Below are 22,455 nucleotides of genomic sequence, written 5' to 3'. Positions count from 1 at the left end.
TTTGATAAAATGCGTCAGCCGCAAATTGTTTTAGTTTAGTCAAATCTCTTGAGTGACGCCCCCTACTGCATTCTCTAACGTACAAACAAAATAGAACTTAAAAAGATTAGATTCTAGCGAACGGCGAGGGCGATATTGTGCGTGTAAATCGGCCGTCGAAAAGTTTTCAATAACTTTGAGTTTGAGTTCGTCAGCTAAAGTTGCAATCTTTTCAAACCCAGTAATCCAGGGTGCATACATACTTTCGTATTTATCTATGTAATCATTGATATCTTGGTAGCCCGTTGTTCTCAAAATCACCTTTTCCGACATATAATCAAAGGACAATCGAAAATTATCAACATTGTCGCGAATTTGTTCTAACACAAATATTACCTCTTTTTTGGCAAGCAAGGTTGTGTTGCCTTCCCACAAAAAATATGTCGGTCGAGCGAAATCAAATTCACTCTGTTTCAGCAAGGAGATTAAACCGTCTTTTACGTAATCGCCGGGAAGGTAGCGAACATTAGCAGTAACTTTGTAAGCTTTTAGAGTTTCTTCTTTTAATTGAAGAGTCGCCTGGTCGTCTATTTCAAAATAAATCACTCCTTCTCCATTAATTCTAGCAGCACGAGTATCCAAACCCGAGCCTAAAATAACTACTTGTTTGCAACCTCCTAAAATTTGATTTGACAACACATCATCAAAATATTTAGTCCGCAACTTAACCATTTCTTTAGCCGCAGGAGAGTTTTGAGCTATTTGGCTAGCTACTTTTTTTGTTTCCTCATTCAGCCAAATTTTTACTACATGATCAGTGTAGAGAGGAGTTGCCTCTTCATTCTCTTCGGCTCTAAATTCCGCAACGATAAAAGCAGTACCAGTTACATTCTTCATGGCTAATCTTTCACCCTTACTAAGTAGTTGGTTACAAATAAACATTAGATGGGGACGGGGGTATTTATACCCCTAAACTCCCTTGCATCCTAGATTCTTAGCTAAACCTGCCTACAAAATACTATGGTTTTTGCCCTTACCTATTTATTGACTTCTCGCATCTGCTAAAGACTCATTGCTAGCTTCAGCATCCGAATGCAGTTCAGCTTGGTGTATCTTATCAGGAATCAGCCCCTCTGGCCGCACGAGCATCATAACAACAAGAGTTAAGCCGAATAGAAATAAGCGCATTTGAATCGGGTCTAAACTGGTTGCCAGAAAGTCCGCTAACTGGGGAATTGCAATCCTGGGGAGTACAAAAATATTCAGAAAACCTTTGAGGACTTGCGCTAATTGTGGCAGATAAAGCCGATCGGCAGACATGATAATGATAGCGCCCAAAATCACCCCGGTCATGTTGCCCAAACCGCCTAAAATCACCATACACAGGATGATTACCGACACCGAGAAATCAAAAACGCTGGGAAAAATTGCGCTGATATAGGCGGCGTAAAACGCGCCTGCAAAGCCCGAAAACGTCGCTCCCATCGCAAAAGCCGAAAGTTTGGTTTTGACCAGGTTAATGCCCATCGCACTAGCCGCTAATTCATCTTCGCGCATGGCATTCCACGCCCTCCCCAAGCGGGAATCTCGCAGCCGCGAAATCATGAAGTAAGCGAAGACAACTAGCAGTAAAATTAGGTAGTACCAGGGAAAGTAGTTGCCGGTGCTGAAAGTGCCGACGATGGGGAGAGATGGACGCCCGATCGGGTTTATTCCCGCTTCGCCGCCGGTGAGGTTAAAAGGTCGATCGCACCCAACCAGACACAGCACCAACTCGGGTTTACCCAAAACAGCCGCCACAATCTTCGAGACTGGTTCGTCGATCCGAATCGCCGTTAAATTCCTAAACACAACCGGGATAATTTCGCCAAAACCGAGAGTAACAATCGCCAAATAATCGCCCTTGAGCCGCAGTGTGGGAATACCCAGGATTACGCCCGCGATCGCAGCTACACCGGCCGCGATCGGCAGTACCACCCAAAAGTTCCAAGCAATATTTAACTGCCCAGAAGATAGCAAAGCCGTCGTGTAAGCGCCGATCGCAAAAAACGCCGCATATCCCAAATCCAACAAACCCGCAAAACCCACAGTAATATTCAAACCTAGCGCCAACATAATAAAGATTTGAATCTGTACTACAGTAGCAATCCAGCCAGTCTGAGCATGAATGTCGATAAAGGGAAACAGAATTAGAATAAAAGCTAATGTCACCAGAGTTGCCAGCCGCTGGCGTTCCCCCTGCAAACCCTGCAAAGCACCCATTAACGTAGCTGTCAAAATTGCGATCGTCAAACTGCAAATCCCGTACAGCAGCGTCGTCGGCAAAGCCACAGCAGATTGACCAGAAAAAGGTCTAATCAAAACCCCTTCTACCACACTCGCAACTAATAGCCAAACTCCCAATCCGAATCCCGCTAAACTGCCGATTGTCGCACCCATTTTCGGGCTGTAAACCTTCTGCTCTCGACAGCTAATAAAGCCCGCCGCAGTACCCATCAGCCAGCCGATCACGGTGCCGCTCCAACCGCCGAATAACAAAACAGTTAAAGAGGCGATCGCCCCTAAAATACCAGTCGATTTAATTGCTTTAATTATTTTTTTTGACATAGGAAGAAGTTATGAGTCATTAATCAGTAGTTAGATGAAAGAATGCTAGGAATCGCAGTTTATAGATGCGACTGACGCGGGCCGTGCCAAATTCTGCATCAATGAATGTGATAGGCTGCTTATCGTGGAAACGATCGATCGGGCTAGCTACAGTTTAGAGTCTTTTGAGTTCGATTATTGCACCAAAAGTGACGAAACTTCAAATATACTGGAACTGTTACCCCAACACACTTCAAACGGGCGATCGCTATATGGTACAAGCACCTCAAAAAACTATCACCCTCGACGACTTTTTGCAACTGGCAGAAACCAAACCCGCTAGCGAATACATCAAAGGTGCGATCGTACAAAAACCTATGCCGTAAGGAAAACACAGCAAAATTCAGGGAGAACTCATCACAAGGGTTAATGCAGCGGGCAAACCTCAGCGGATTGCTTGGGCATTTCCAGAACTTCGCTGCACCTTTGGCGGACATTCTATTGTTCCCGATGTAGCCATTTTTGTTTGGAATCGCATTGCCCTAGACACTGACGGTGAAATTGCCAATACATTTAATGCTCACCCAGACTGGACAATAGAAATTTTGTCCCCAGCCCAAAGCCAAACCAAAGTTACAAACAATATTTTGCACTGTTTGAATGCTGGTTGTCAGATGGGTTGGTTGGTCGATCCGGATGAAAAAAACATTTTAGCCTATCCCGCAAGGTAGCAGCCGATTTCGCTACAAGAACCGACAGATATACTTCCAATTCCTAAATTTATGCCGCAAATGCAGTTGACTTTAGGGGAAGTTTTTGGCTGGCTCAAACCAGGGAATATTTAAAACGTAAAATAACCTAAAACGTAAAACGCGATCGCTGTTAGTTCCCCAAATGTTTAAACAAGTCGGGGGTCAGCCTATGCTGTTTTTTTATGTCTACTTAAATGTCTCTTGCCATTATTTAAACCCCCCAATTTCAAACCTTCTCCTGAACATTCTCGCCCAACAAACCCCCTGGCCGAAAAGCCAAAATTACCACCAAAACCCCAAACACCCAAGCATTAGTCCAACGGCTCGACAAATACTGATCGCTCAAAGACGACAGCAACCCAATCAAAACCCCTCCTAACATCGCCCCCACAATATTGCCAATTCCCCCCAAAACCGCCGCCGTAAAAGCCCTCAAACCCGCCGTAAACCCCATCGTAAAAACAATAGTATTGTTGTACAGACCAACCAGAATCCCAGCCGAACCCGCCAAAGCTCCCCCAATCAAAAAAGTCAGAGCAATAATCTGATCCACATTAATTCCCATAATCTTAGCAGCATCGCGGCTTTGAGCAGTTGCCCGCATCGCCTTTCCCAGACGAGTGTACTGCACAAACACATGAAGCAAAACCATCAATACCACCGCCACCACCAACACAATTAAATCTTTCGTAGTAAATACAATACTCGTTTGAATTCCCAAAGCTTTGAGGATATCAACTCGCGGCAACAAATCGGGAAAGCTTTTCGGAGCGGCCGAATTAGAACCCATCACCGGAAGAAAAGCTTTCAATCCTCCCCAAAACAGGCCCATATTTTGGAAAATAAAAGAAACTCCAATCGCTGAAATTAAAGGAGCCAAACGGGGAGCATTTCGCAAAGGTCGATAAGCATACTTTTCGACAACAATATTCAGTCCAGCACAAAACACCGAACATACAATTAAAGCGACTAACATCACCGGTATAGCAATACCTAAAGGCGCGCCGTCTTGAATGCCAAAAGCCCCGAACACGGTTAGGGAAGCAAAAGCACCCAACATATACAAATCGCCGTGAGCAAAATTGATTAACTCAATAATTCCGTAAACCATCGTGTAACCCAAAGCAATAATTGCAATCAGCGCCCCGTTGACAAGACCAACTAATAGTTGTTGGATAAAAACTTCAGGATTGCTGGCTATTTCTCCAACTATTTTTGGCAGATCAAATCCTGCGATCGGGCCTAATAGCAAAACTATATAAACTACACCTAGATATAAGAGAATACTTTTCCAGTTCTTCATGTTTTTGAGTAATTGGGAATTGGGAATTGGGAATTGGAAATTAGGAATTGGAAATTAGGAATTGGAAATTGGGAATTGGAAATTGGGAAGTTAAAAAATTTAAATAATTTTTCTTCCTTCTTCCCTCTTCCCTCTTCCTTCTTCCTTCTTCCCTCTTCCTTCTTCCTTCTGATTAATTATTCCGTCTTGAGCGCATTCACGAACTCCCACTTACCACCTTTAACAACATTTCCTGACATTGTAGTCAAGCTCGTGTCGCCGTTGGTGTCAAAACTCCAAGTGCCGAGTACCCCGTTAAAATCTTTAGTTGCCAAGACAGCTTCGCGGATAGCAGCGCGGTCATTTTTGCAAACTTTATTAATTGCGCCGATCGCAACTTTAGCAGCTTCATAGGCGTATGCTGCATAAGCTTCCGGTTCAGCATTATATTTTGCCTTGTAACTTTCGTACCACTTCGCACCCACACCAGTCAATTCTTGAGGAGGCAAGCCGCCAAAAGTAGCATAAACTCCTTCGGCATCTTTGCCTCCGGCATCGATTAAAGCTTGATCTTTAATGCCGTCCGGGCCCATGAACTTAACTGTATCGGCCGCCATCCCGACATTTCTCATGTCTTTAATTATTTGTCCCGCGTTGCTCTGAGTAGTGCCGCCGAAGTAAATCAGGTCTGGATTTAAAGCTTTGATCTTATTCATTAACGCCTTGTAGTCGCTAGCTTTAATATCAATTCCCTCTCTTCCGAGGACTTGAATTCCCAACTTTTTAGAAGTTGCTTCAAAAACATCAGCGATGCCTTTGCCGTAGAGTTCTTGGTCGTCGAGAATGTATACTTTTTGCACGCCTAAAGATTTTGCCCAGTTGCCAGCTACAGCTCCTTGAAGGTCGTCAGCGGGGACAACGCGGGTGAAATTGCGAGTGCCTGAGGGATAATAAACGTTGGGTTCTTTGGCTTCGCCTTTTCCTGGTTTAGTCAGTCCCGGATAAGTGTTTGCCGGACTGATCATGACGATGTTAGCTTGGTTGAGCACGGGAATGGAAAGTTTGGCTGCACCGGAGTTATAGTGACCGATGGCGGCAACTACCGAACCGTCAGCAACGGCTTTGTTCGAGTTGGAGGTTACTTGGCCCGGGTCCCATTTGCCGGCGGCGGCGGTGGCATCGTCGAGCACTTCGTATTCGATTTTGATTTTTCCGTCGCAAGCTTTGGAGTCGGTTTCGGCAAGTGCTTGTTTGATGCCGTTGACCATTGTTTGAGATTGACCCAAGGCGCTACCTGTCATCGGGAGCATGGAGACAATTTTGACTGTATTTGGGTCGCCGGGGCTGCTGACTGCGACGGGAGTGGCTGCGGGACTGGTTCCGGGGCTGCCTCCGGGAGTTGTGGCGGAGGGTGCTGGAGGATTTTGACAGCTAGCGCACAGAGAGGCTATTCCGGCGGCAAAAAGTAATTTCCGCAATTCTCCGACGCCGAGATTCTTTGTTGAGTTGATTTTTGGGGATGTGGCACTTTTGCCCCCTGACTTCTGGGAAAAGTTCATAGGTTGGTTTGTTTGTTGCTTGCGTCTTAGCATATTTTCACTGTTTTAAGTATGTAGTCAAGAGTTAGCACAAGTTTAAAAAATTTGTGTCAACTATCAACAACACACCTACAAAGGCAACATCAGGACTGGGGCCAGAACTCCTGTCTCAGGGGCGGCGGGGGCTGCCCGTACAATGCGTTAGTTCACGATTCCATCGCGGTTTACTAGATCCGCGATCCCAGATTTTAGTAAATGTGTTGACATTGTGTATACAAAAAATTAGCATATAAATATGCTGCTACTAGCTCTAATTACTAATGTGTCTAGCCAGAGGTAACTGTTATGCACCCGCCAGCATCTGAAGGGTCAGTCAGTCAGACCCGCGATGTGACAATCAACATTCGAGCTAAGCCGAATCAACGCGCTCTCATCGATCGCGCGGCCCAATTACAGGGAAAGAGCCGATCGGAATTCATGCTTGAATCAGCTTACCAAAAAGCTCAAGATGTGATTCTAGACCGCTGTTTTTTTGGGTTAGATGAAATTAAATTTAAGCAATTTTTGGCGCTGCTGGATGCACCGCCGACGCCAAATCCGAAGCTAAACGCATTACTAAAAACAAAATCTCCGTGGGATTAGATCGAGATTTAGAACAACTGTGTCCGCCTGAAAAACTGAACTCGTTACATCAAATAGAGACCTTTGATTCAGGCAACATTCAGTTAGATGAATGGCTCAAGCGTCGCGCTCTGAAAAATGAGTTAGAGGGGGCTTCACGGACTTATGTTTTGTGCGATCGCCAAGCAGTCATTGCGTACTATTATCTTGTAAATGGAGCAATAGCACTAACTGCTGCAACGGGTAAAGTTCGGCGCAATATGCCCGATCCGATTCCTGTTATGGTGATTGGACGGCTTGCAGTCGATCGCAACTGGCAAGGCTCGGGCATCGGACGCGCTTTGCTGCGGGATGCAATTCTTCGCACTTTGCAAGCTGCTGAGATTGTAGGGATACGGGCAATTATCGTACACGCTATCTCCGGAGATGCGAAGCAGTTTTATCAGAAGTGCGGGTTTACTGTTTCGCCGATCGATCCGATGACACTCATGGTGAAAGTTAGCGATGCCATTGCTTCACTTTAGCTCAGACGTTAGTTGCTCTCGTTGGAGGTTTCCTCGCGCATGGTTGAGTTGCAATCCGATGTAGAATATGTGGTGAGCGATCGATTAAAAGTCTCTCTGGATGCGATCGCGCAATTTTGCCAGCGCTGGAACATAGTCGAGTTTGCCCTGTTTGGCGGGCGTGCTGCGGGATGATTTTCGCCCTGATAGCGATGTGGATGTATTAGTTACTTACCAGCCATCCCACCGCCTCACGCTGTCTCATTTATTGAGTATGCAAGAGGAAATAGAGCATTTATTTAACGGTTGTGTGGATTTGGTTGAAAAGAATCGGTTAGAAAATCCCTATCGGCGATCGAACATTTTGAAAACGCATCGAGTGATTTATGCAAGCGGGATATCATGCCCGGTCAAATTCCTCCGCTTAGCGCTTGAGGGCGATCGATCCGGTTTGTAGTGAGGACTTTAGTCCGCAGGATCGAAGGACTAAAGTCCTCACTACAAACTAATTTTAATCAATATCATTCAATCGGACATCAACTACGGTAGCTGACCTAATTTTTGAGTAAGAATCGCTACAGCCACTTCGTAATCCTTTCCGAGGAGGTAAGCGAAATGATAATAGCTGGCTAGATAGAAATCGCAACTAAACTTCTGATAGCGATCGCAGATCGCCAGAAATCCATAACGGGCATCGCTGGGCTTTGTGAACCAATCACGATGGTAAGAGTCCTGAAGAAAAAGGGTGAGTGTCTGTTGGTCAGCACTCGGAATCAATCGAATGGGATGGATGCTGGCATGGTGCGATCGCGGCACTGGCAGCAGCAGGTTATACTCTTCAACTGTGAGAAAATCTGCCCGATTATCTTCGGCGATCTCAAAGTAGGATTTCTCCGGTAACTTGAGAAAATGGTGCCACGCCATCCAAAATTCGTGTTTGCTGTCAAATCCTGGATCGATATCTAATCGCCATTGTTGATATTGACATAAATCATCGAGAACATCTTGGGGCAAATCCGTGAGTTTCATGAATCGTTTCCCTCCAATCCTTTTAACCGCCTAGTTCGACTATTCTAATAAATATCTAGAGAAGCAAGAGATATTTCAAAAGAGCGATCGCCCGCACATAAAAAGTGCGCGATTGCACTCCACTTATTCCTAATTCTCTAGCTCCTTTAACGGTTCAAACACCAACAGTGAATCGATCGCCCCTATTGCCTCCGACATTCGCAACTCGTGCGTTCCTCCCACAATAATATACCGCTTTCCTTTCTGCTGAAGAACCTCCACAAACTGCTGGTGCATAGTCATTCGTAAATGTTCGCTTTCTCGCGTTCCATCCTGAACAAACCCGAAATCCGGCTGAGTCAAAATATACAAATCGTAGCGGCGGCTGTCTGCAATTTGCTCGACTGTCTGGTGTTCTGAACCAACGTAACGTTTGTGCCAAATACAAGTAGCTAAAGAATCTGTATCGCAGATAACGACTTTGTTAGCGCGAGTAGCAATATCGTCTTCTATAGCAGCTTGTTTCTTGGCAATTTCTACAAATTCATAGCTGTCCCAAATTTCAGGATCGGGCGAATATTGCCTGCCTTCCCAGTAACACCTGCCGTATTCGGGAACCCAAGCAGTTTGATAGTGCTGTGCGAGCGATCGTGCCAGGGTAGTCGTGCCGCTCGATTCTACACCCAGCACGCAGACTCGTTTGGCAAAGTAGGCTTTGGCTGGGGGAGTCAGCATTTGCCAGTGTTCGGCTAGGTGCGATCGCAATTGCGTTCCAGAAATCGGGAATTTGAGCCGTTCGCGATCGACTGCACAGTGTTGAGATCCCATCAGTTTTGCCCAAGGTTCCCCGTAATCTTCTGAAGTAAAAGCAATATCGGGTTTTCGCCCGGAAAGCACCTCAAGAGTCCTCTGAGCCCAAGGTTCGGGGGCTTCCGGCAAATCGTCGAGCACTTCGATAACTTCTGCGTCGGGATGCAAAAATCGAATCCAGTCGGCTCTAACGGTTCCTGCAACTGCTTGATTTGTTTTGTAACAGGCGAGAACGATTAAATGGTCAACCTTTTTTTTAGCTTCTCGAATTAAGTAGTCGTGTCCTTTGTGGAAGGGGTAAAATTTGCCTACAGTAACACCGAGTATCATAAAGATTGCTGCTGTTTTAACTTTTGTTCCGAGTAAATCCGCTGAAAATTTTGTAGTCCGTGAATTGCCATCAACAAAAAAATCGCGTACAAAATACTCGTCAAATATAGCCCCCGCGAGGCATACAAGGGCACGTAAACCGTGTCTGCAACAATCCACAAATACCAGCTTTCGAGATAGCGTTCCATCAGGTACAACTGGGCGATCGCGCTTAAGATGGTGGTCAGGGCGTCCCAAAAGGGTACTGCACCGCCCAAATATACTAATACTGTTCGCAAGCCAAATACGCCAACTGTAACTAAGACTGCGGTGAGGATGAGCCAGCGTTGGGAAATGCGACATACAGGTTTTTCTGCGCTGTTTTCGCCGCCCCGCAGCCAAATATAAATTGCTTGCAAGCTCGTGATTAAATAGAAGAATTGAATCGCAACTTCGCCGTAAAGTTTAACTTTATAAAACACAGCAGCGTAGGCGATAACTCCGATTAAGCCGATCCACCAGCCTAGGGGATTGTTTTTAGCAAGCAGCCAAACGCTCCAAGCAGAAGCGATCGCGGCTATCGCTTCGATTAAGTCGAGTTGGATAGGGACAAACCGCTGCACTGAAAGCAGGAGCACGAAGATGCTTGCTGCGGAGCCGATTAAGTTCGGCAGGTTCGCTTTTTTCATGGCAAGCCCTATCTCGGCTGGCTATATGGACTGCGAAATCAAATCCGAATCCTTCTTTTCTTTTGAGCGATCGACACTAAAATCTTCATAGTACGATCGCTCAGTATTCACATCCCACAAATCGTGCTTTTCGCCGAGAATATTTCTCACCGCCAGCATTCCCGTCAGCATAGAATGGTCTTGGTTGTTGTATCGGTGCATACCGTTGCGCCCGATCGTCTGCAAATTCTCAATTCCCTTCAAAAAACCTTCAAGTACCTGCAAGTGTCCTCGATATTCCCCATCATAAACTGGATAAGCTTTAAGTTGCCGTATGACAACTCCATCTTCCACCTCGGCAGTTGTTGCTAAACCCAAACCAACCAACTCGCGAGTTGCTAATTCGATAAGTTGCGCGTCCGACATTTCCCAAATCTCGTCGCCTACGCTACAGAAATATTCCATTCCTAAACAACTTTTGCTGACATCAGGAACTAAAGCGAGGCTCCAATTCTTAAAATTTTGAATTCGTCCAACTTTGGCTTCGGGAGAGTGAATGTAAATCCAGTTGTCAGGAAACAAATCTTTGCGATTGACAATCAGTGATACAATCAAAAAATCTCGATATTTGAGCGATCGCGCGGCGTGCAATACCTCTTCGGGCGGCTGCGGTTTCATTCTTGCTACCAGCGCCGATACCGGCATACTCGTAATGAAGTTATCAGCAGAATATTGAACTAATTCTCCGTTTTGCTCCGCAGTAATACTTTTAATCTTATTACCTTCACGCTCAAAGCTAATGACTTTAGTATCGAGATAAACTTTGCCGTCTTTATTCTCCACAGCTTCCGCGAACTTTTCCCACATCATCCCCGGCCCCAAAGCCGGATAATCAAACTCTTTGATTAATGTTTTAGTGTCGTTGCTGCCAAACAAAGCATTAATAATTGCTGTCGTCAGCGACAATCCTTTAATCCGCTGCGCCGCCCAATCTGCTTGAATTTCAGAACAAGGAATGCCCCAAACTTTTTCAGTGTAAGTCTTAAAAAATGTTTTATACAAGCGTTCGCCAAAACGATTGATCACCCACTGTTCAAAAGTTTTTTCTTCCCTAAGTGGCCAAATTCTCACTTTCAGATAACTCAAAATAATCAGCGTACTCTCAATTATGCCCAAATTAAAGAGAGTATTGAAGGCACTGATCGGATAGTTAAAAAATTTACCTCGATAAAAAATTCGCGACAATCGTGGCACTTTAATAAACTCATTTCCCAGTACCTCTTGCCACAACTGCTGCACGGCTTCAACTTTAGTATAAAAGCGGTGGCCGCCAATGTCGAAACGATAGCCTTTGTAGGTTTCGGTGCGAGCTATTCCCCCAACTTTATCACCTTTTTCTAGTACAACAGGGATAATGCCTTGCTTGACGAGCTCGTAGGCAGCAGTCAAGCCCGCAGGACCTGCACCGACGATCGCAACAGGATAATGTTTCACTCAGCCTACCTCCAGCTTTTTTATCGAAACTATACAGTTATTTATAACTTGTCAAAGGGATAGATGCACCCGTGAATACCCTGAGAAACTCTCGATCGATTTGATATTTAAGCACAATTTGCCTTGATTTATTGAGCCGATACCGGCAACCTAACTTTCCCAGTCACAGGCTTTTTTTGGTATAAGTAGCGACCTGTCCCGATCGCGAATGCCAGTCCGCTGTAAAAGTAGAAAAGCCAGTGCCACGGAATAGTTTTCAGCGCAAATAGGATACCGTGTTTACGATGAAAAAATCGGTAAAGGGGTGCATTAATTGCTACCAGTGGTATGGCCAGCAAACCAGCCAGTAGCAGAAAGCTCAGCGACCAGCAGGTTCCGACAATTGCCAGCAGGACTGCATAAGTTAAAATCACGCTGATGCGGTTTGAAACTTGCAAGTTGAGGTCGTTATTCAATTTGCGATCGCGCCAAATCAATTCTGTCCAAGGCAGTGCTCGGTAGAAAAAGTCAGCTTTCACCATACCCATAGGTTTCCACCGTTTTAAATGTTTCACCTGCAAGGTTTTGCACAGCCGAATGTTATAACCTGCTTGTTTCAAACGGTAGCCGAACTCAATATCTTCGATCGAAGCTTGGCGGTAACTCTCATTAAAGCCACCCATTTGCAAAAAAATTTCCCGGCGAATCACTCCGCAAGCGCCCCAAAAAGTCGAAGCTTCTTCGTTACCTGTTTGGTGCACGTAGTGGTGCAGCAAGTTCCTGTACTGCGATAGAAAATCAGGATCTCCAGGAGCATCGTCGTAAGAACCAATGAAAGCAGCTAAGTAGGGATTATTTTTGAACACCGATATCGCATAGCCCACGGCTTCTGGACAAACAGCGACATCAGCATCCACAAAAAACAGAATATCTCCCTTTGCAGCTTGGGCACCCAAATTCCTTGCCCGCGCTGGCCCCCCGCACTCGGGAATCCTGATGACTTTGGCGCCGAATTCCTTGGCCAGACGCCAAGAACCGTCGCTTTCGCCATCTGCTACTACAATAATTTCGATCGGCCTGGGCACAGCTTGAGCCAGTTTTGACAAACAGGTGCGAAAGTAAGCGCCCCCGTTGTGGACTGGGATAATAACGGATACAGTGGGGTCGGCGGTAGAAATCATTACCTAAATTGTTTAAATTGCAGGGGCTAAAATTTGCTGGAATTTTATTGGTGCTATTTTACGAAGGGTAAAATCAGCTCTACTTTTTTATTTATAACTCGATTTCTGTTTGTCTTCAACTAGATTTTTTTTTGGTATTTTCGATTTGATTTTCCCCATTCTTACCTCTATTTTACGCCATATCTTGCTGAGACTGACCTGATGTAGACAACAGCTTTACAAAATCTTTAAATATATCATTGTTTGTGTAAACTTGAGAAAAAGCCGCAACAGCATTTTGGTGTGGCTGTGTTGCAATGCACAAGAATTTGATTTTATAAGTAGGCACACCGTATAAAATCAAACATCTTTTATACTGACACCCCGGAACTCTCAGCACTTGCACGGTACAATTTCTTTTACAGACCTCATCCGCGAGTGACTCGTGCACCAAGTCTCGATCGCGACTGGGGACTCAATGCACATTTTATGAGTTTTGGCAATATATTTTAAATATACGTCTTAAAATTTCCGACGCTGTACGATCGAGCTTTGGTAATTTGCTAACATACCCTTAGCCAGCTCCCTGTGAACCAAAAGTTTTACCTAAACCATTTTTTACATTACATGAATACCTCACAAAACACTTTAAATCAGCCATTAGTTTCAGTGATCGTACCAGCTTTCAACGCTGAAAATTTTATTGCTAAAACCTTAGAGTCTGTCTTATCTCAAACGTATCAAAACATAGAAGTTTTAGTAGTTGATGACGGCTCTACAGATACAACAGCCCAAATCGTCAAATCTTTTGCTCAAAAAGATAGCCGAGTCAGCTTATTCCACCAATTAAATGCCGGCGTCGCCGTCGCCCGCAACCTAGCAATTGAGAAATCAAAAGGCGAATATATTGCTCCCATCGATGCGGACGATATTTGGTATCCGCAAAACCTAGAAAAACAAGTGAACTGCCTGAATTCCTCAGCACCCTCTGTCGGAGTTGTCTATTCCTGGTCTGTTGATATAAATGAAAAAGACTTGCTCACAGGTGGATTTTATAACTCCACCATCGAAGGAGAAGTTTACAAAGCATTAATTTATAAATATTTTATAGGCAATGCCAGCTCATCTCTAATCCGCCGCGTTTGTTTTGCAAAAGTCGGCGGTTACAACGGCAAACTTAAACTAGAAAATGCTCAAGGCTGCGAAGACTGGGAACTTCACCTCCGCATAGCCGAACATTATCAATTTAAAGTCGTGCCAGAATACTTAGTTGGCTATCGGCAGATTGCCAGCAGTATGTCTAGCAACTATGCAGCCATGGCAAAATCTCACTCTTTAATTATGGCAGATGTCCGACAGCAACATCCCGAAATTCCCAGCAGCATTTATCGCTGGTCTAGCAGCAATTTTTACATTTACTTAGCTGTTAAAAGCAACCGCAGCGGCAATCACCGGAGTACATTATCTTGGCTGTATCGAGCTTTCACAGAAGATTTATCAATGGCTCTTTTGCGCCACAATTTGTATCTACTGTCAATAGAAAGTATATTAAAAATAATAGTTCCAGCATCAACTGAATCTGGGTTAGAGTTAAAACAAGCATCAGAAGCGAGTGAAGGGACGACACTTGCTAGGATTGAGACGCGAACGAAGGCTCACAGAATGTTGCCGTCGCAGGTATACGAAAGAATGCGATTCAACAGTTTAGGAAATAGAAAATCTACATAAACTCAACATTGAAAAACCCGGTTTTTTGAATAAACCGGGTTTTTCAGCAAGCTAGAGGGTTTTTAATTCTGCCTGGTTGCTCGATCGAGAATGAGGAAAGAGAGTTAAATAAAAAAATCTAAATTTTCCCTTCTTCCTTCTTACTTCTACTTAATCTTTCTAAGCGTGAGAAGCTGTAGGAGTTTGAGCTTTTGGCTGCTGGCCGTCTGGCGCAAGGGATTCGCCTTCAATAAACGAGCGCAACATCCAAGCCATTTGCTCGTGCTGTTCCATCAAACCAGTCAAAAAGTCTGCGGTTCCGTCATCCTTAAACTCTTCACCGCACTTTTCGACGTGTTGGCGGAGATTGCGAATAATCAGTTCGTGGTCGTCAACTAAACGCGACACCATCTCAGTCGCTAAAGGCAAATCACCGATATGTTCTTTAATCGAGCCATACTTCAGAAAACCCTCAGCAGTACCAATTGGATAGCCACCTAAAGTTCTCACCCGTTCAGCCATAGCATCGATATTTAGTGTTAACGCTTGATAGTGTTCTTCCCACAACTGGTGGAGCGATCTAAACTGCGGGCCCACTACATCCCAGTGATACTTTTTGGTTTTGATTAACAGGAGATAAGCATCTGCCAGGTCGTGATTCAATAGTTCGATAACGCCTGCACGCTGCTCGTCAGATAGACCTATGTTTAACTTACGCATTGAAATTGTTCCTTCAACTCTAACTTTACATTTATTAGAACAAATTTACCCAACCACTTACATCAACCCAGAGGACGATCGAAGACGATCGAACTTTAGTAAAATATCTGCTTTTCAGGTTAAAGTAATTGCAATATTGATACCCTTAGATAGATGCAATAAAACTTATTGTTCTGGAGCACCTTGGCTTGGTGAACACAGCGATTGGGCCGCCGGTGATTTCCCTCTCACTCCTGCTACAGAAAAAGGCTGGAGTCTGATAGCCCGTACAAATCCAGGAATTTCTGCGGAAGTTAAGCAATATCCCACCGAAGGTTAACCAAAATCCACACACTTAATTGTGCGGGCTGCTTTCAAGGACTGCATCAGGGACTTGCAATTAAATATAACCCTGTTATCCTAGAAGGCTAGGAAACAGATTTTCTGGCACGAGCAGTTCTGACCTCTGTGATTGGGATGCTAGAAATGAGATTGAGTGCAACCGCTCAATCGACGTTTAAGGATGCTGCCAAGAAACAGACGGGCGATCGCCATCAAAACTTTATGACCAAAGTGGCTGAAGACTACTTTAATGTTTGAGCCGGGAAAGTAGAAACATTTCTAGGATGGAACCCTTGATAGTGTTCAAATCGGCTTACACGAACAAAGATAATCTTGGGTTTGTTAAATAGCGATAACCTGAATCAAAGAGAGGTATATCATGACCTGTGAGGCAGTCGATAATCGTTGCTCATCCTTGCTCAACCCTCGATACTACATTGACCAAACTAAAAGTTTGTTCAACCACGGATTTTGTTTTCACTAAAACCCAGCCTTGGGTCGATTGCGATCGTACAACCACCTGAATAATCCATCCCAAGCGATCGATCACTGATTTGAGAAACCGTTGACCGCTGTCACCTCGATCGACATCTACCAAATACAGCCACGCAACCCTTTGTCCCATCTAGTAGACCACTGGGAGAAGCTGTGTGTTCGCTTAACCTTCAGGAACACTTGCGCTCGTGTGACCACCACAGCACTAAACCGAAGATATCAAGGGCAGTGTAGCGTTTTCGGCCCGCATGAAGGCTTTGTCAAACCCGACACTCTGATGAACCATCGTTATGGCAACTGTTTAAACCTGGTTCTTAACGGATGGCGCCTCCAGGACAGATAAAAAAAACAGTCCTCTGTGTTTGCGCGAAGGAGGAGATAGAGGGAATTGCAGTTTGTCCTATCTGGGGAATACGGGGTAAAGTAACGGTAGGAAAGATTTATCCATACTTTTACTAACTGTGCTACTTTCATTGTTAGCTGTAAACCATCATGCGGGAAATCTGCCAGAGCGTGGAAACCATATTTCAACTGCTGTTAGACGAACTCAAAAAGTCCACTCGCGCGTCTGAGCAGAACTGCCAAGATGTAGCAGGGCGACTCGCAGCAGAAGTCAACAGGATATGCACTGAAAGCCAGCGGATTCAAGCCTCCGGAGATATAGAAGGTTCAGCCCAGAGCCTCGCTCAGCACCGCTTGCAACAATGCCTCCACTATTACAATTTAGGCTCCGGGCCCGGGCGAGTAGAATTGCACAGTACCCTCAGCGCGATCGTCTATCGCTACATCACTCCTCCGCAGGTACAGTCTAGCTATCAGGCGCGAGTAGAACTGATCAAAGATTTTTTGCAAGGATTTTATCTCGAAGCTTTAAAGGCATTCCGGCGCGAAACCCAATTGCCACCTACCTACAGTCCTCGCACTCGCTTAGAATTAGCAGAGTACATGGCCTTTGTAGAGCGCTTCGGCAAGCGGCGCATTCCTTTACCTCGGAACCGCAGCCAGCAACTAATTATTTTACGGGCCCAAACCTTTTCCCAGCAGCAACCCAAAGAAACCTCCGTAGATATGGAACAAGCCGCCGACGGAGGGGCTTCCGATTCCGACCAAACTTGGAACGACACCTCGGTACACTCCGTGCGGGAAGCGATGGCTGGACAGGGTTCGGCGGCAATTCGTCCGCTAGGCGACGAGTCAGAATCTCTGCGGCAAAACGTGATTGACGAATTAGTGGGTTACTTGAAAGAGCGCAACCAACAAGACTGCGCCGATTACTTCGTGCTGCGCTTGCAAGACTTGCCGACTAATGAAATAGAGTCGCTTCTGGGCATAACTCCCCGCCAAAGAGATTATTTGCAGCAGCGCTTCAAGTACCATTTGCTCAGGTTCGCCATGTCGCACCGCTGGGAACTCGTTCACCAGTGGCTGGAAGCAGACTTAGATCGAAATTTGGGTTTGCTGCCTTCTCAGTGGCAGGCGTTTGGCGAGCAAATTGGTCCAGAGGGACAGCGTTTGCTAAAGTTGAAACAACAAGGTCTGTCAGAGTCAGCGATCGCGCAAAGCCTCGGCAGCACGGTAGCCCAGGTACAGAAACGGTGGTTTAAATTGCTGGAACTTGCCTGGGAATTGCGAAATCGTTCAGATTCCGGAGAAGGGGCATCTAGTGATGAATAACGAAACGAACAGGGATGCAGAGGCTTTCGATCGCCATTTTTTAGACTGGATATTGCAGGCGCCGATCGCGAATACCTCTAACGAAGATGAGGAAAACCTCTATCCATCCCCTCGCTCAGAAGAGTGGGGCGACACAGAAGACAATTCCGGGGTGGAATACTGGGAATGGGACGAACCAGACCCGCTGGACTATCAAGTGGGGGCGCACAGCAATGCACCCGCACAACCGCAGACAATTGGAGAAATACCGACCGTGCAAGACCGTTTTCAGACCTTGTTAAAAGAAAGGCTTAGAGCCGAAATTGAATCTAACCCGCCGCTGTTCCCCTGGGAAACAGAATTCAAAAGCTACGACCACGATTACCCAGACGATGTAGCCCCGCAATGGGTTCCTCCCCTACACCTCTGGACTCCCCAACTACAAAATATCAGGTGGGGCCGCCTGCCAATTCCGATCGCACAAGGGGTTTTTGCTCAACTGCTAGAACCTTGTCAGGAACTGGTAATGTCGTCGCTGCGGCAAGGCTCGAAGTTAGTTCGCGCTGTAGATAGCTTGTTTCCGGGCCAGTCTCACGAACTCAACGAGTTAGCTGGTTTAGTGCTTCGAGGTTCTTTGCGGGGACTTCTAGATTTAGAAGATTTCCCGACTTACGAAGCGGCGAGTACCGATCAACAAATGGTGCTGTCGCTGTTGGCCGCGAGGGAAATCATTGAGTCTCTAACTTTGGATTGTCCTGTGAATCAGCCGCCTGTTTCGCGGGAGTGGCTGACTGGTTTGGGTTCGCTAACTCTGGAAGCTCAATACCTGTCGAACCGCAACAGAGAACAACCAATGCCGTGTTTAAGAGTTGACTGCCAATTTCCGGGGGCAGGAAGTTTGGAACTCAAGGGAGGAGATGCCGAAGCAACTGCACATCGTCCGAATTCCGGGCATTTAAGTGTGGAGTTGTTTGACCCACAACCGAACAAGACTTATGCTCTAGAAGTTCGATTCCAAAACTTCGAGACCAGACCTTTGATGTTTGCTATTCGTCCAATTTTAACTGGACAAGATAGCAACTAGAAAGGTCTAATTAGAGTAAATAATTTAGGTTTTTACTCGCTGGTTTGACCTCACACAAAAACAAATGCAATTCCTCGACTACTGTCGTGGAAAGCCAAAAATTTTAGATCTTAGTTAAAGCCCGCAGATTCATCGGTGGAGTCAATCTAAAATCTAAAATCTCCAATCTACAATCTACTGCTCGTTGACTTGGATGGGTGCACATGACAACTGATAACCTGCGAAATATACCTGTTTTGGGTAAACTGTGGGAGCAGATCGAGGCCATGCCTCCGCCGGTGATTGAGGATTCTTTACTGCTGCGAATCCTAGTTCAGTTGTTGGTAATTGTGGGAATTGTAGCTACTGACGTTGCTGCTGAAGAAGCCCAGAACCTGTGGGCTGTGCCTGTTAGTATTGTGGGAGCAACTTGGAGTTGGTATCGCCGCCGCGATCGCAATGTAGCTGCTAAGTTCTGCATAGCTATTGGAATGCTGGTGGCGCTGTTCGCTTTTTTTAGCCGCTTGGTGGGAGAATTGAATGATACGCGGTTAGTGTTGGCGCAACTGTTAATCCAACTTCAAGTGCTGCACAGTTTCGATTTGCCTCGCCGCAAGGATTTAGGCTACTCGATGGTAATCGGGCTAATTTTGTTAGGGGTAGCAGCGACTCTCAGCCAAACCTTGACTTTTGCGCCGCTGTTGTTGGTGTTTTTGGCTTTAGCGCTTCCGACTTTAGTTTTGGATTATCGATCGCGCTTGGGATTTGTGAAGCCAGAAGCCATTGGCGAAAAAGCACAAGGTAAAGGGAAAAATGAAAGCCTGTCGCTATTTGCTGCTACTTTATCCCCAAAGTATTTTGGTTGGCTGCTGCTGATAACTGTCGGGTTGGGGCTGACTATTTTTGCGTTTTTGCCGCGTCTCCCTGGCTATCAGTTGCGGACTTTTCCGGTGAGTGCTCCTATTCAATATCAGGGGGAGTTTGACTCGCGCAGCATTCTAAATCCGGGGTATGTCAGAGGGGGAAATCAAAAAGGAACTGGCGGAGGAAGGGGGAGAAACCCAGACTCTGGGCCAGGAGAGGTGGACTCTACTTTTTATTACGGTTTCAACCAGCGCATTAATCAAAATTTGCGGGGGGAAATGAAACCCCAAGTGGTGATGCGCGTGCGATCGCAGGCTGCGGGTTTTTGGCGGGTGTTGGGATTCGACAAATACACCGGCCAGGGTTGGGAAATTTCTCGCAACGAACAAGCTGAAAAGGTGAATAGGCCTCGCTGGTCTTATCAATTTTATCTGAATCCTTTTCCGAATGCGCGTCGCACTCAAGAGGTGATTCAAAGTTATACTATTGTTGCTCAGTTGCCGAATTTGATTCCGGCTTTAAACAAGCCGAGGGAACTTTATTTTCCGACGACAGAGGTGGCGGTTGATGCGGAGGGGGGTTTGCGATCGCCTTTGGAATTAGCGGAGGGCGTGACTTATACGGTGATTTCAAATGTGCCTTTTCGCGATCGCTCTTTGTTAGGAAAAACTGGTACTAATTACCCGAAAAATATTCGCAAGTTCTATTTGGATGTGCCGCCGAAAATAGCCCAGAAGGTGCGAGAAAAAACTGAAGAAATATTGGCGGCAAGAACTAGAGTATCTCAGTCAGACAGACCGATCGATTCTCCTTACGAAAAAGCTTTGTATTTGGCTCAATATTTAAAGCAAAATCCGAATTACAAAATAGAAAAAGCTTTGCCTTACTTAGAAGAAGGTGAAGATTTAGTCCAAGCTTTTCTGTTTGGCTATAAAAACACCCAGGACGGCAAAAAAGTTACAGGTGGATATCCCGACCACTTTTCGACGGTACTGACAATTATGCTGAGGTCGATCGGGATTCCGGCGCGACTGGCGGGCGGTTTCGATACGGGAGAATTCAACCCGTTTACTGGTTACTACGTTGTGAAAAATACCGATGCTTTCTTGATGACGGAGGTATATTTTCCCAATAATGGCTGGTTTGCTTTTAATCCGATTCCCGGTTATCCGCTGATTCCGGCTTCGGTGGAAGACAACCAGACTTTTAGTGCGCTGGAATCGTTTTGGAAGTGGGTCGCGGGTTGGCTACCGACTCCTCTCAGAAGCGGGCTCGATTCAGTCATAGGTTTTGTAATTGGCTGGATAACTTTGATTGTGGGCTGGTTTCTGGGACAGTTTGCTAAGGGCTGGGTGGGGTTATTTACTGGCTTGATTGCTGCGATCGCCTTTGGCTTTATTGGCTGGTTAATTTGGCAAGTGTGGCGCAAGTGGCGCCACCGCCGGTGGCTGGCGAAGTTGCCGCCTGTGGAGGGGGTTTATCAGGAAATGCTGAAGGATTTGGCGAGTAGGGGATTTGCCAAGCAGAAAGCTCAAACGCCTTTGGAATATGCTGAGGCAATGCGCGGGAATCATGCAACTGATGAAGCTGAGGTGATTGATGAAGTTTCGCAAGCTTACGTGCGGTGGAAGTATGGCGGCGAAGCGGGTAATTTGAACCAGTTGCGGCAGTTGGTGGAAAACTTGAGGCGATCGCACTTGAAGAAACTCAAAAAGTTAAGATAAAAATCGGCGATCGAAAGAGACTGTTGGCGAATGTCTGATGGGTTTGACCCATCAGACATTCGCCGTCCTGAATAGGCAGAATGACGGTGTAATCAGACACCATATTACAGCACTTTCCGATGCTATGAGGTACAGTAGCAGCAATGAATGAACTAATGTCTTAAAGGGTTCGGATTCATCAAATTAAGGGCAACTGCTATGATCGTGTCAATCATCTCTGGGGTCTTGGGAGAAAACATTCGCAAAGAAGATTTAAGCTGCGACCACCACATTTAAAGAGGATTAAAATCAGAAGAGTAAGGGGATAAACAAATAACCCTTGCACCTACGCTTCCAATCATTGAACTGATTGAGGTTAGTTTATGGGCGGGTAAATTATCCATTACCACTACCGCACAAGAGCCACAACTGAGGGCATAAAAACTTATTAATAAATACAGAAGATGCTGCATCGTCCATTGAGTCATTCAGGGTCATTAATGCCAGCACTTTCTTAAGATTAATTGCGCCAATAGCTGTGACGAACGCTCCTCGATAAAATGGTTTGATTCCTCCTATTCTTGTCGCCAAAGGAGAAGGGGCATGACTTCTAGCCAAACGAGCGCATCATGGCTGTTTCGTCTAAAAATACGCTTGTTTTGGGTCTCGATATTTCGGATTTTTTCCCAATACTCAACTCTTAGTTTTTGTACTCTTTCTGTTCCGGCTTGGCTACTGTACCATTTTTTTTTCGCGTGAACCCTAATTTTTGTTTGGGGCGACACAGGCGGTACGACTCACCGATTTTCCAGTCTTCTATCCCCATAATTCACACAATTCGCTCAAAGTAGCATGGGGATGACTAGCTAAAGCATTCTCTCACTTCCGTTTCTGGATCAGTTAAATGACTGAATCGAGGTTTTTCCCTCTGCGCAAGGAAGTAAATTTTCCTCAGTTTGTTGTTGCTTGACCAGTTTTTGAACTAGACTTTTAGTAACGCCAAAGCGGGCAGCTACTTTCCTCGCTTGACATCTTCTCTGCCAAGTGCGGTGTCACTATTTTTGAGCGGAGGTCTAAAATATAGGATTTCATGAGCTTTAGCTATCAGCAGGTGCTTTTCACTTAATTGAAGCTCATAAAATCGGCAAGTGCTGTATATACTTTCCCCGATTTTAAATTTCTACTTTTAGATGAGGCTAAAAAATCTCTAAAGGCATAAATGTTTTAATATCAATGCTGC

20 protein-coding genes and 1 pseudogene are annotated in these 22,455 nt (G+C 45.5%); 10 read left to right on the top strand and 11 right to left on the bottom strand.

Translation table 11 applies throughout. The features are described 5' to 3' along the window. Nucleotides 1-39 precede the first annotated feature (39 nt). Together QUA23_RS25295 and QUA23_RS25290 are read right to left on the bottom strand one after the other, a co-directional pair. On the bottom strand, nt 40-876 hold the full coding sequence (locus QUA23_RS25295; protein ID WP_333078600.1) for an SAM-dependent methyltransferase: 837 nt from the start codon (nt 874-876) through the stop codon (nt 40-42). Between the two features lie 144 nt (nt 877-1,020). Next, entirely contained in the window at nt 1,021-2,586 is a 1,566-nt protein-coding gene (locus tag QUA23_RS25290) for an ABC transporter permease subunit (protein WP_333078601.1), read from the bottom strand. 251 nt (nt 2,587-2,837) lie between these two features. Between QUA23_RS25290 and QUA23_RS25285 the strand changes: the two are divergent. Continuing rightward, a pseudogene (locus QUA23_RS25285) lies at nt 2,838-3,410 on the top strand (Uma2 family endonuclease). Nucleotides 3,411-3,543: 133 nt separating this feature from the next. Here the strand turns inward: QUA23_RS25285 and QUA23_RS25280 are convergent. Together QUA23_RS25280 and QUA23_RS25275 are read right to left on the bottom strand one after the other, a co-directional pair. Then, nucleotides 3,544-4,620, bottom strand: coding sequence for a branched-chain amino acid ABC transporter permease (locus QUA23_RS25280; protein ID WP_333078602.1), 1,077 nt, complete (start codon nt 4,618-4,620; stop codon nt 3,544-3,546). Nucleotides 4,621-4,796: 176 nt separating this feature from the next. Further along, nucleotides 4,797-6,158: a branched-chain amino acid ABC transporter substrate-binding protein gene (locus QUA23_RS25275; protein ID WP_333078603.1), complete on the bottom strand. Its 1,362-nt coding sequence runs from the start codon at nt 6,156-6,158 to the stop codon at nt 4,797-4,799. A 324-nt stretch (nt 6,159-6,482) separates the two neighbouring features. On the opposite strand from QUA23_RS25275, the gene QUA23_RS25270 reads away from it, so the two are divergent. From QUA23_RS25270 to QUA23_RS25255, 4 genes are read left to right on the top strand one after another with little or no spacing between them, the layout of a single operon-like run. Further along, the gene (locus QUA23_RS25270) at nt 6,483-6,779 is read left to right on the top strand and encodes a DUF1778 domain-containing protein (RefSeq protein ID WP_333078604.1); all 297 of its coding nucleotides are present in this window, start codon (nt 6,483-6,485) and stop codon (nt 6,777-6,779) included. Beyond that, nucleotides 6,770-7,282, top strand: coding sequence for a GNAT family N-acetyltransferase (locus QUA23_RS25265; protein ID WP_333078605.1), 513 nt, complete (start codon nt 6,770-6,772; stop codon nt 7,280-7,282). Before QUA23_RS25270 ends, QUA23_RS25265 begins: the two co-directional genes overlap by 10 nt. Before the next feature lie 39 nt (nt 7,283-7,321). Then, nucleotides 7,322-7,456 carry a hypothetical protein gene (locus QUA23_RS25260; RefSeq protein WP_333078606.1) on the top strand — a complete coding sequence of 45 codons (135 nt, stop codon included), beginning with the start codon at nt 7,322-7,324 and terminating at the stop codon, nt 7,454-7,456. Next, entirely contained in the window at nt 7,425-7,718 is a 294-nt protein-coding gene (locus tag QUA23_RS25255; protein WP_333093931.1) for a nucleotidyltransferase domain-containing protein, read from the top strand. Before QUA23_RS25260 ends, QUA23_RS25255 begins: the two co-directional genes overlap by 32 nt. A gap of 83 nt (nt 7,719-7,801) precedes the next feature. On the opposite strand, the gene QUA23_RS25250 is transcribed toward QUA23_RS25255, so the two are convergent. From QUA23_RS25250 to QUA23_RS25230, 5 genes are all read right to left on the bottom strand, one after another. Next, on the bottom strand, nt 7,802-8,290 hold the full coding sequence (locus tag QUA23_RS25250; protein ID WP_333078608.1) for a hypothetical protein: 489 nt from the start codon (nt 8,288-8,290) through the stop codon (nt 7,802-7,804). Nucleotides 8,291-8,419: 129 nt separating this feature from the next. After that, nucleotides 8,420-9,409 (bottom strand): AAA family ATPase, encoded by a 990-nt coding sequence (locus tag QUA23_RS25245; protein WP_333078609.1) that lies wholly within the window; start codon nt 9,407-9,409, stop codon nt 8,420-8,422. After that, nucleotides 9,406-10,077 carry a nicotinamide riboside transporter PnuC gene (pnuC, locus tag QUA23_RS25240; RefSeq protein WP_333078610.1) on the bottom strand — a complete coding sequence of 224 codons (672 nt, stop codon included), beginning with the start codon at nt 10,075-10,077 and terminating at the stop codon, nt 9,406-9,408. Before pnuC ends, QUA23_RS25245 begins: the two co-directional genes overlap by 4 nt. Before the next feature lie 21 nt (nt 10,078-10,098). Next, the gene (locus QUA23_RS25235; protein WP_333078611.1) at nt 10,099-11,550 is read right to left on the bottom strand and encodes an NAD(P)/FAD-dependent oxidoreductase; all 1,452 of its coding nucleotides are present in this window, start codon (nt 11,548-11,550) and stop codon (nt 10,099-10,101) included. A 128-nt stretch (nt 11,551-11,678) separates the two neighbouring features. Then, complete coding sequence (locus tag QUA23_RS25230) at nt 11,679-12,710, bottom strand: glycosyltransferase family 2 protein (RefSeq protein ID WP_333078612.1); 1,032 nt, start codon at nt 12,708-12,710, stop codon at nt 11,679-11,681. A 606-nt stretch (nt 12,711-13,316) separates the two neighbouring features. Here QUA23_RS25230 and QUA23_RS25225 point away from each other — a divergent pair. Then, nucleotides 13,317-14,417 carry a glycosyltransferase family A protein gene (locus tag QUA23_RS25225; protein ID WP_333078613.1) on the top strand — a complete coding sequence of 367 codons (1,101 nt, stop codon included), beginning with the start codon at nt 13,317-13,319 and terminating at the stop codon, nt 14,415-14,417. A 159-nt stretch (nt 14,418-14,576) separates the two neighbouring features. Here QUA23_RS25225 and QUA23_RS25220 read toward each other — a convergent pair whose 3' ends face one another. Continuing rightward, a complete protein-coding gene (locus QUA23_RS25220) occupies nt 14,577-15,116 on the bottom strand; it encodes a Dps family protein (RefSeq protein WP_333078614.1) in 540 nt (179 codons plus the stop codon). Between QUA23_RS25220 and QUA23_RS25215 the strand changes: the two genes are divergently transcribed. After that, on the top strand, nt 15,100-15,435 hold the full coding sequence (locus tag QUA23_RS25215) for a hypothetical protein (RefSeq protein WP_333078615.1): 336 nt from the start codon (nt 15,100-15,102) through the stop codon (nt 15,433-15,435). The genes QUA23_RS25220 and QUA23_RS25215 overlap by 17 nt on opposite strands. Before the next feature lie 411 nt (nt 15,436-15,846). Here the strand turns inward: QUA23_RS25215 and QUA23_RS25210 are convergent, their stop codons facing one another. Next, complete coding sequence (locus QUA23_RS25210; protein ID WP_333078616.1) at nt 15,847-16,062, bottom strand: hypothetical protein; 216 nt, start codon at nt 16,060-16,062, stop codon at nt 15,847-15,849. A 362-nt stretch (nt 16,063-16,424) separates the two neighbouring features. Here QUA23_RS25210 and hetZ point away from each other — a divergent pair, with 362 nt between their 5' ends. The 3 genes from hetZ (at nt 16,425) to QUA23_RS25195 (ending at nt 21,236) form a co-directional block, all read left to right on the top strand. Next, nucleotides 16,425-17,606, top strand: coding sequence for a heterocyst differentiation protein HetZ (gene hetZ, locus QUA23_RS25205; protein ID WP_190736312.1), 1,182 nt, complete (start codon nt 16,425-16,427; stop codon nt 17,604-17,606). After that, nucleotides 17,599-18,669 carry a hypothetical protein gene (locus QUA23_RS25200; RefSeq protein ID WP_333078617.1) on the top strand — a complete coding sequence of 357 codons (1,071 nt, stop codon included), beginning with the start codon at nt 17,599-17,601 and terminating at the stop codon, nt 18,667-18,669. Before hetZ ends, QUA23_RS25200 begins: the two co-directional genes overlap by 8 nt. A 203-nt stretch (nt 18,670-18,872) precedes the next feature. Next, on the top strand, nt 18,873-21,236 hold the full coding sequence (locus QUA23_RS25195) for a DUF3488 and DUF4129 domain-containing transglutaminase family protein (protein ID WP_333078618.1): 2,364 nt from the start codon (nt 18,873-18,875) through the stop codon (nt 21,234-21,236). Nucleotides 21,237-22,455 lie beyond the last annotated feature (1,219 nt).

It is taken from the genome of Microcoleus sp. Pol1C5, from assembly GCF_036701115.1.
In the GTDB taxonomy this organism is placed as follows: domain Bacteria; phylum Cyanobacteriota; class Cyanobacteriia; order Cyanobacteriales; family Microcoleaceae; genus Microcoleus.
The sequence above is the reverse complement of the archived record's forward strand: the minus strand, read 5'-3'. Positions and strand labels throughout refer to the sequence as shown.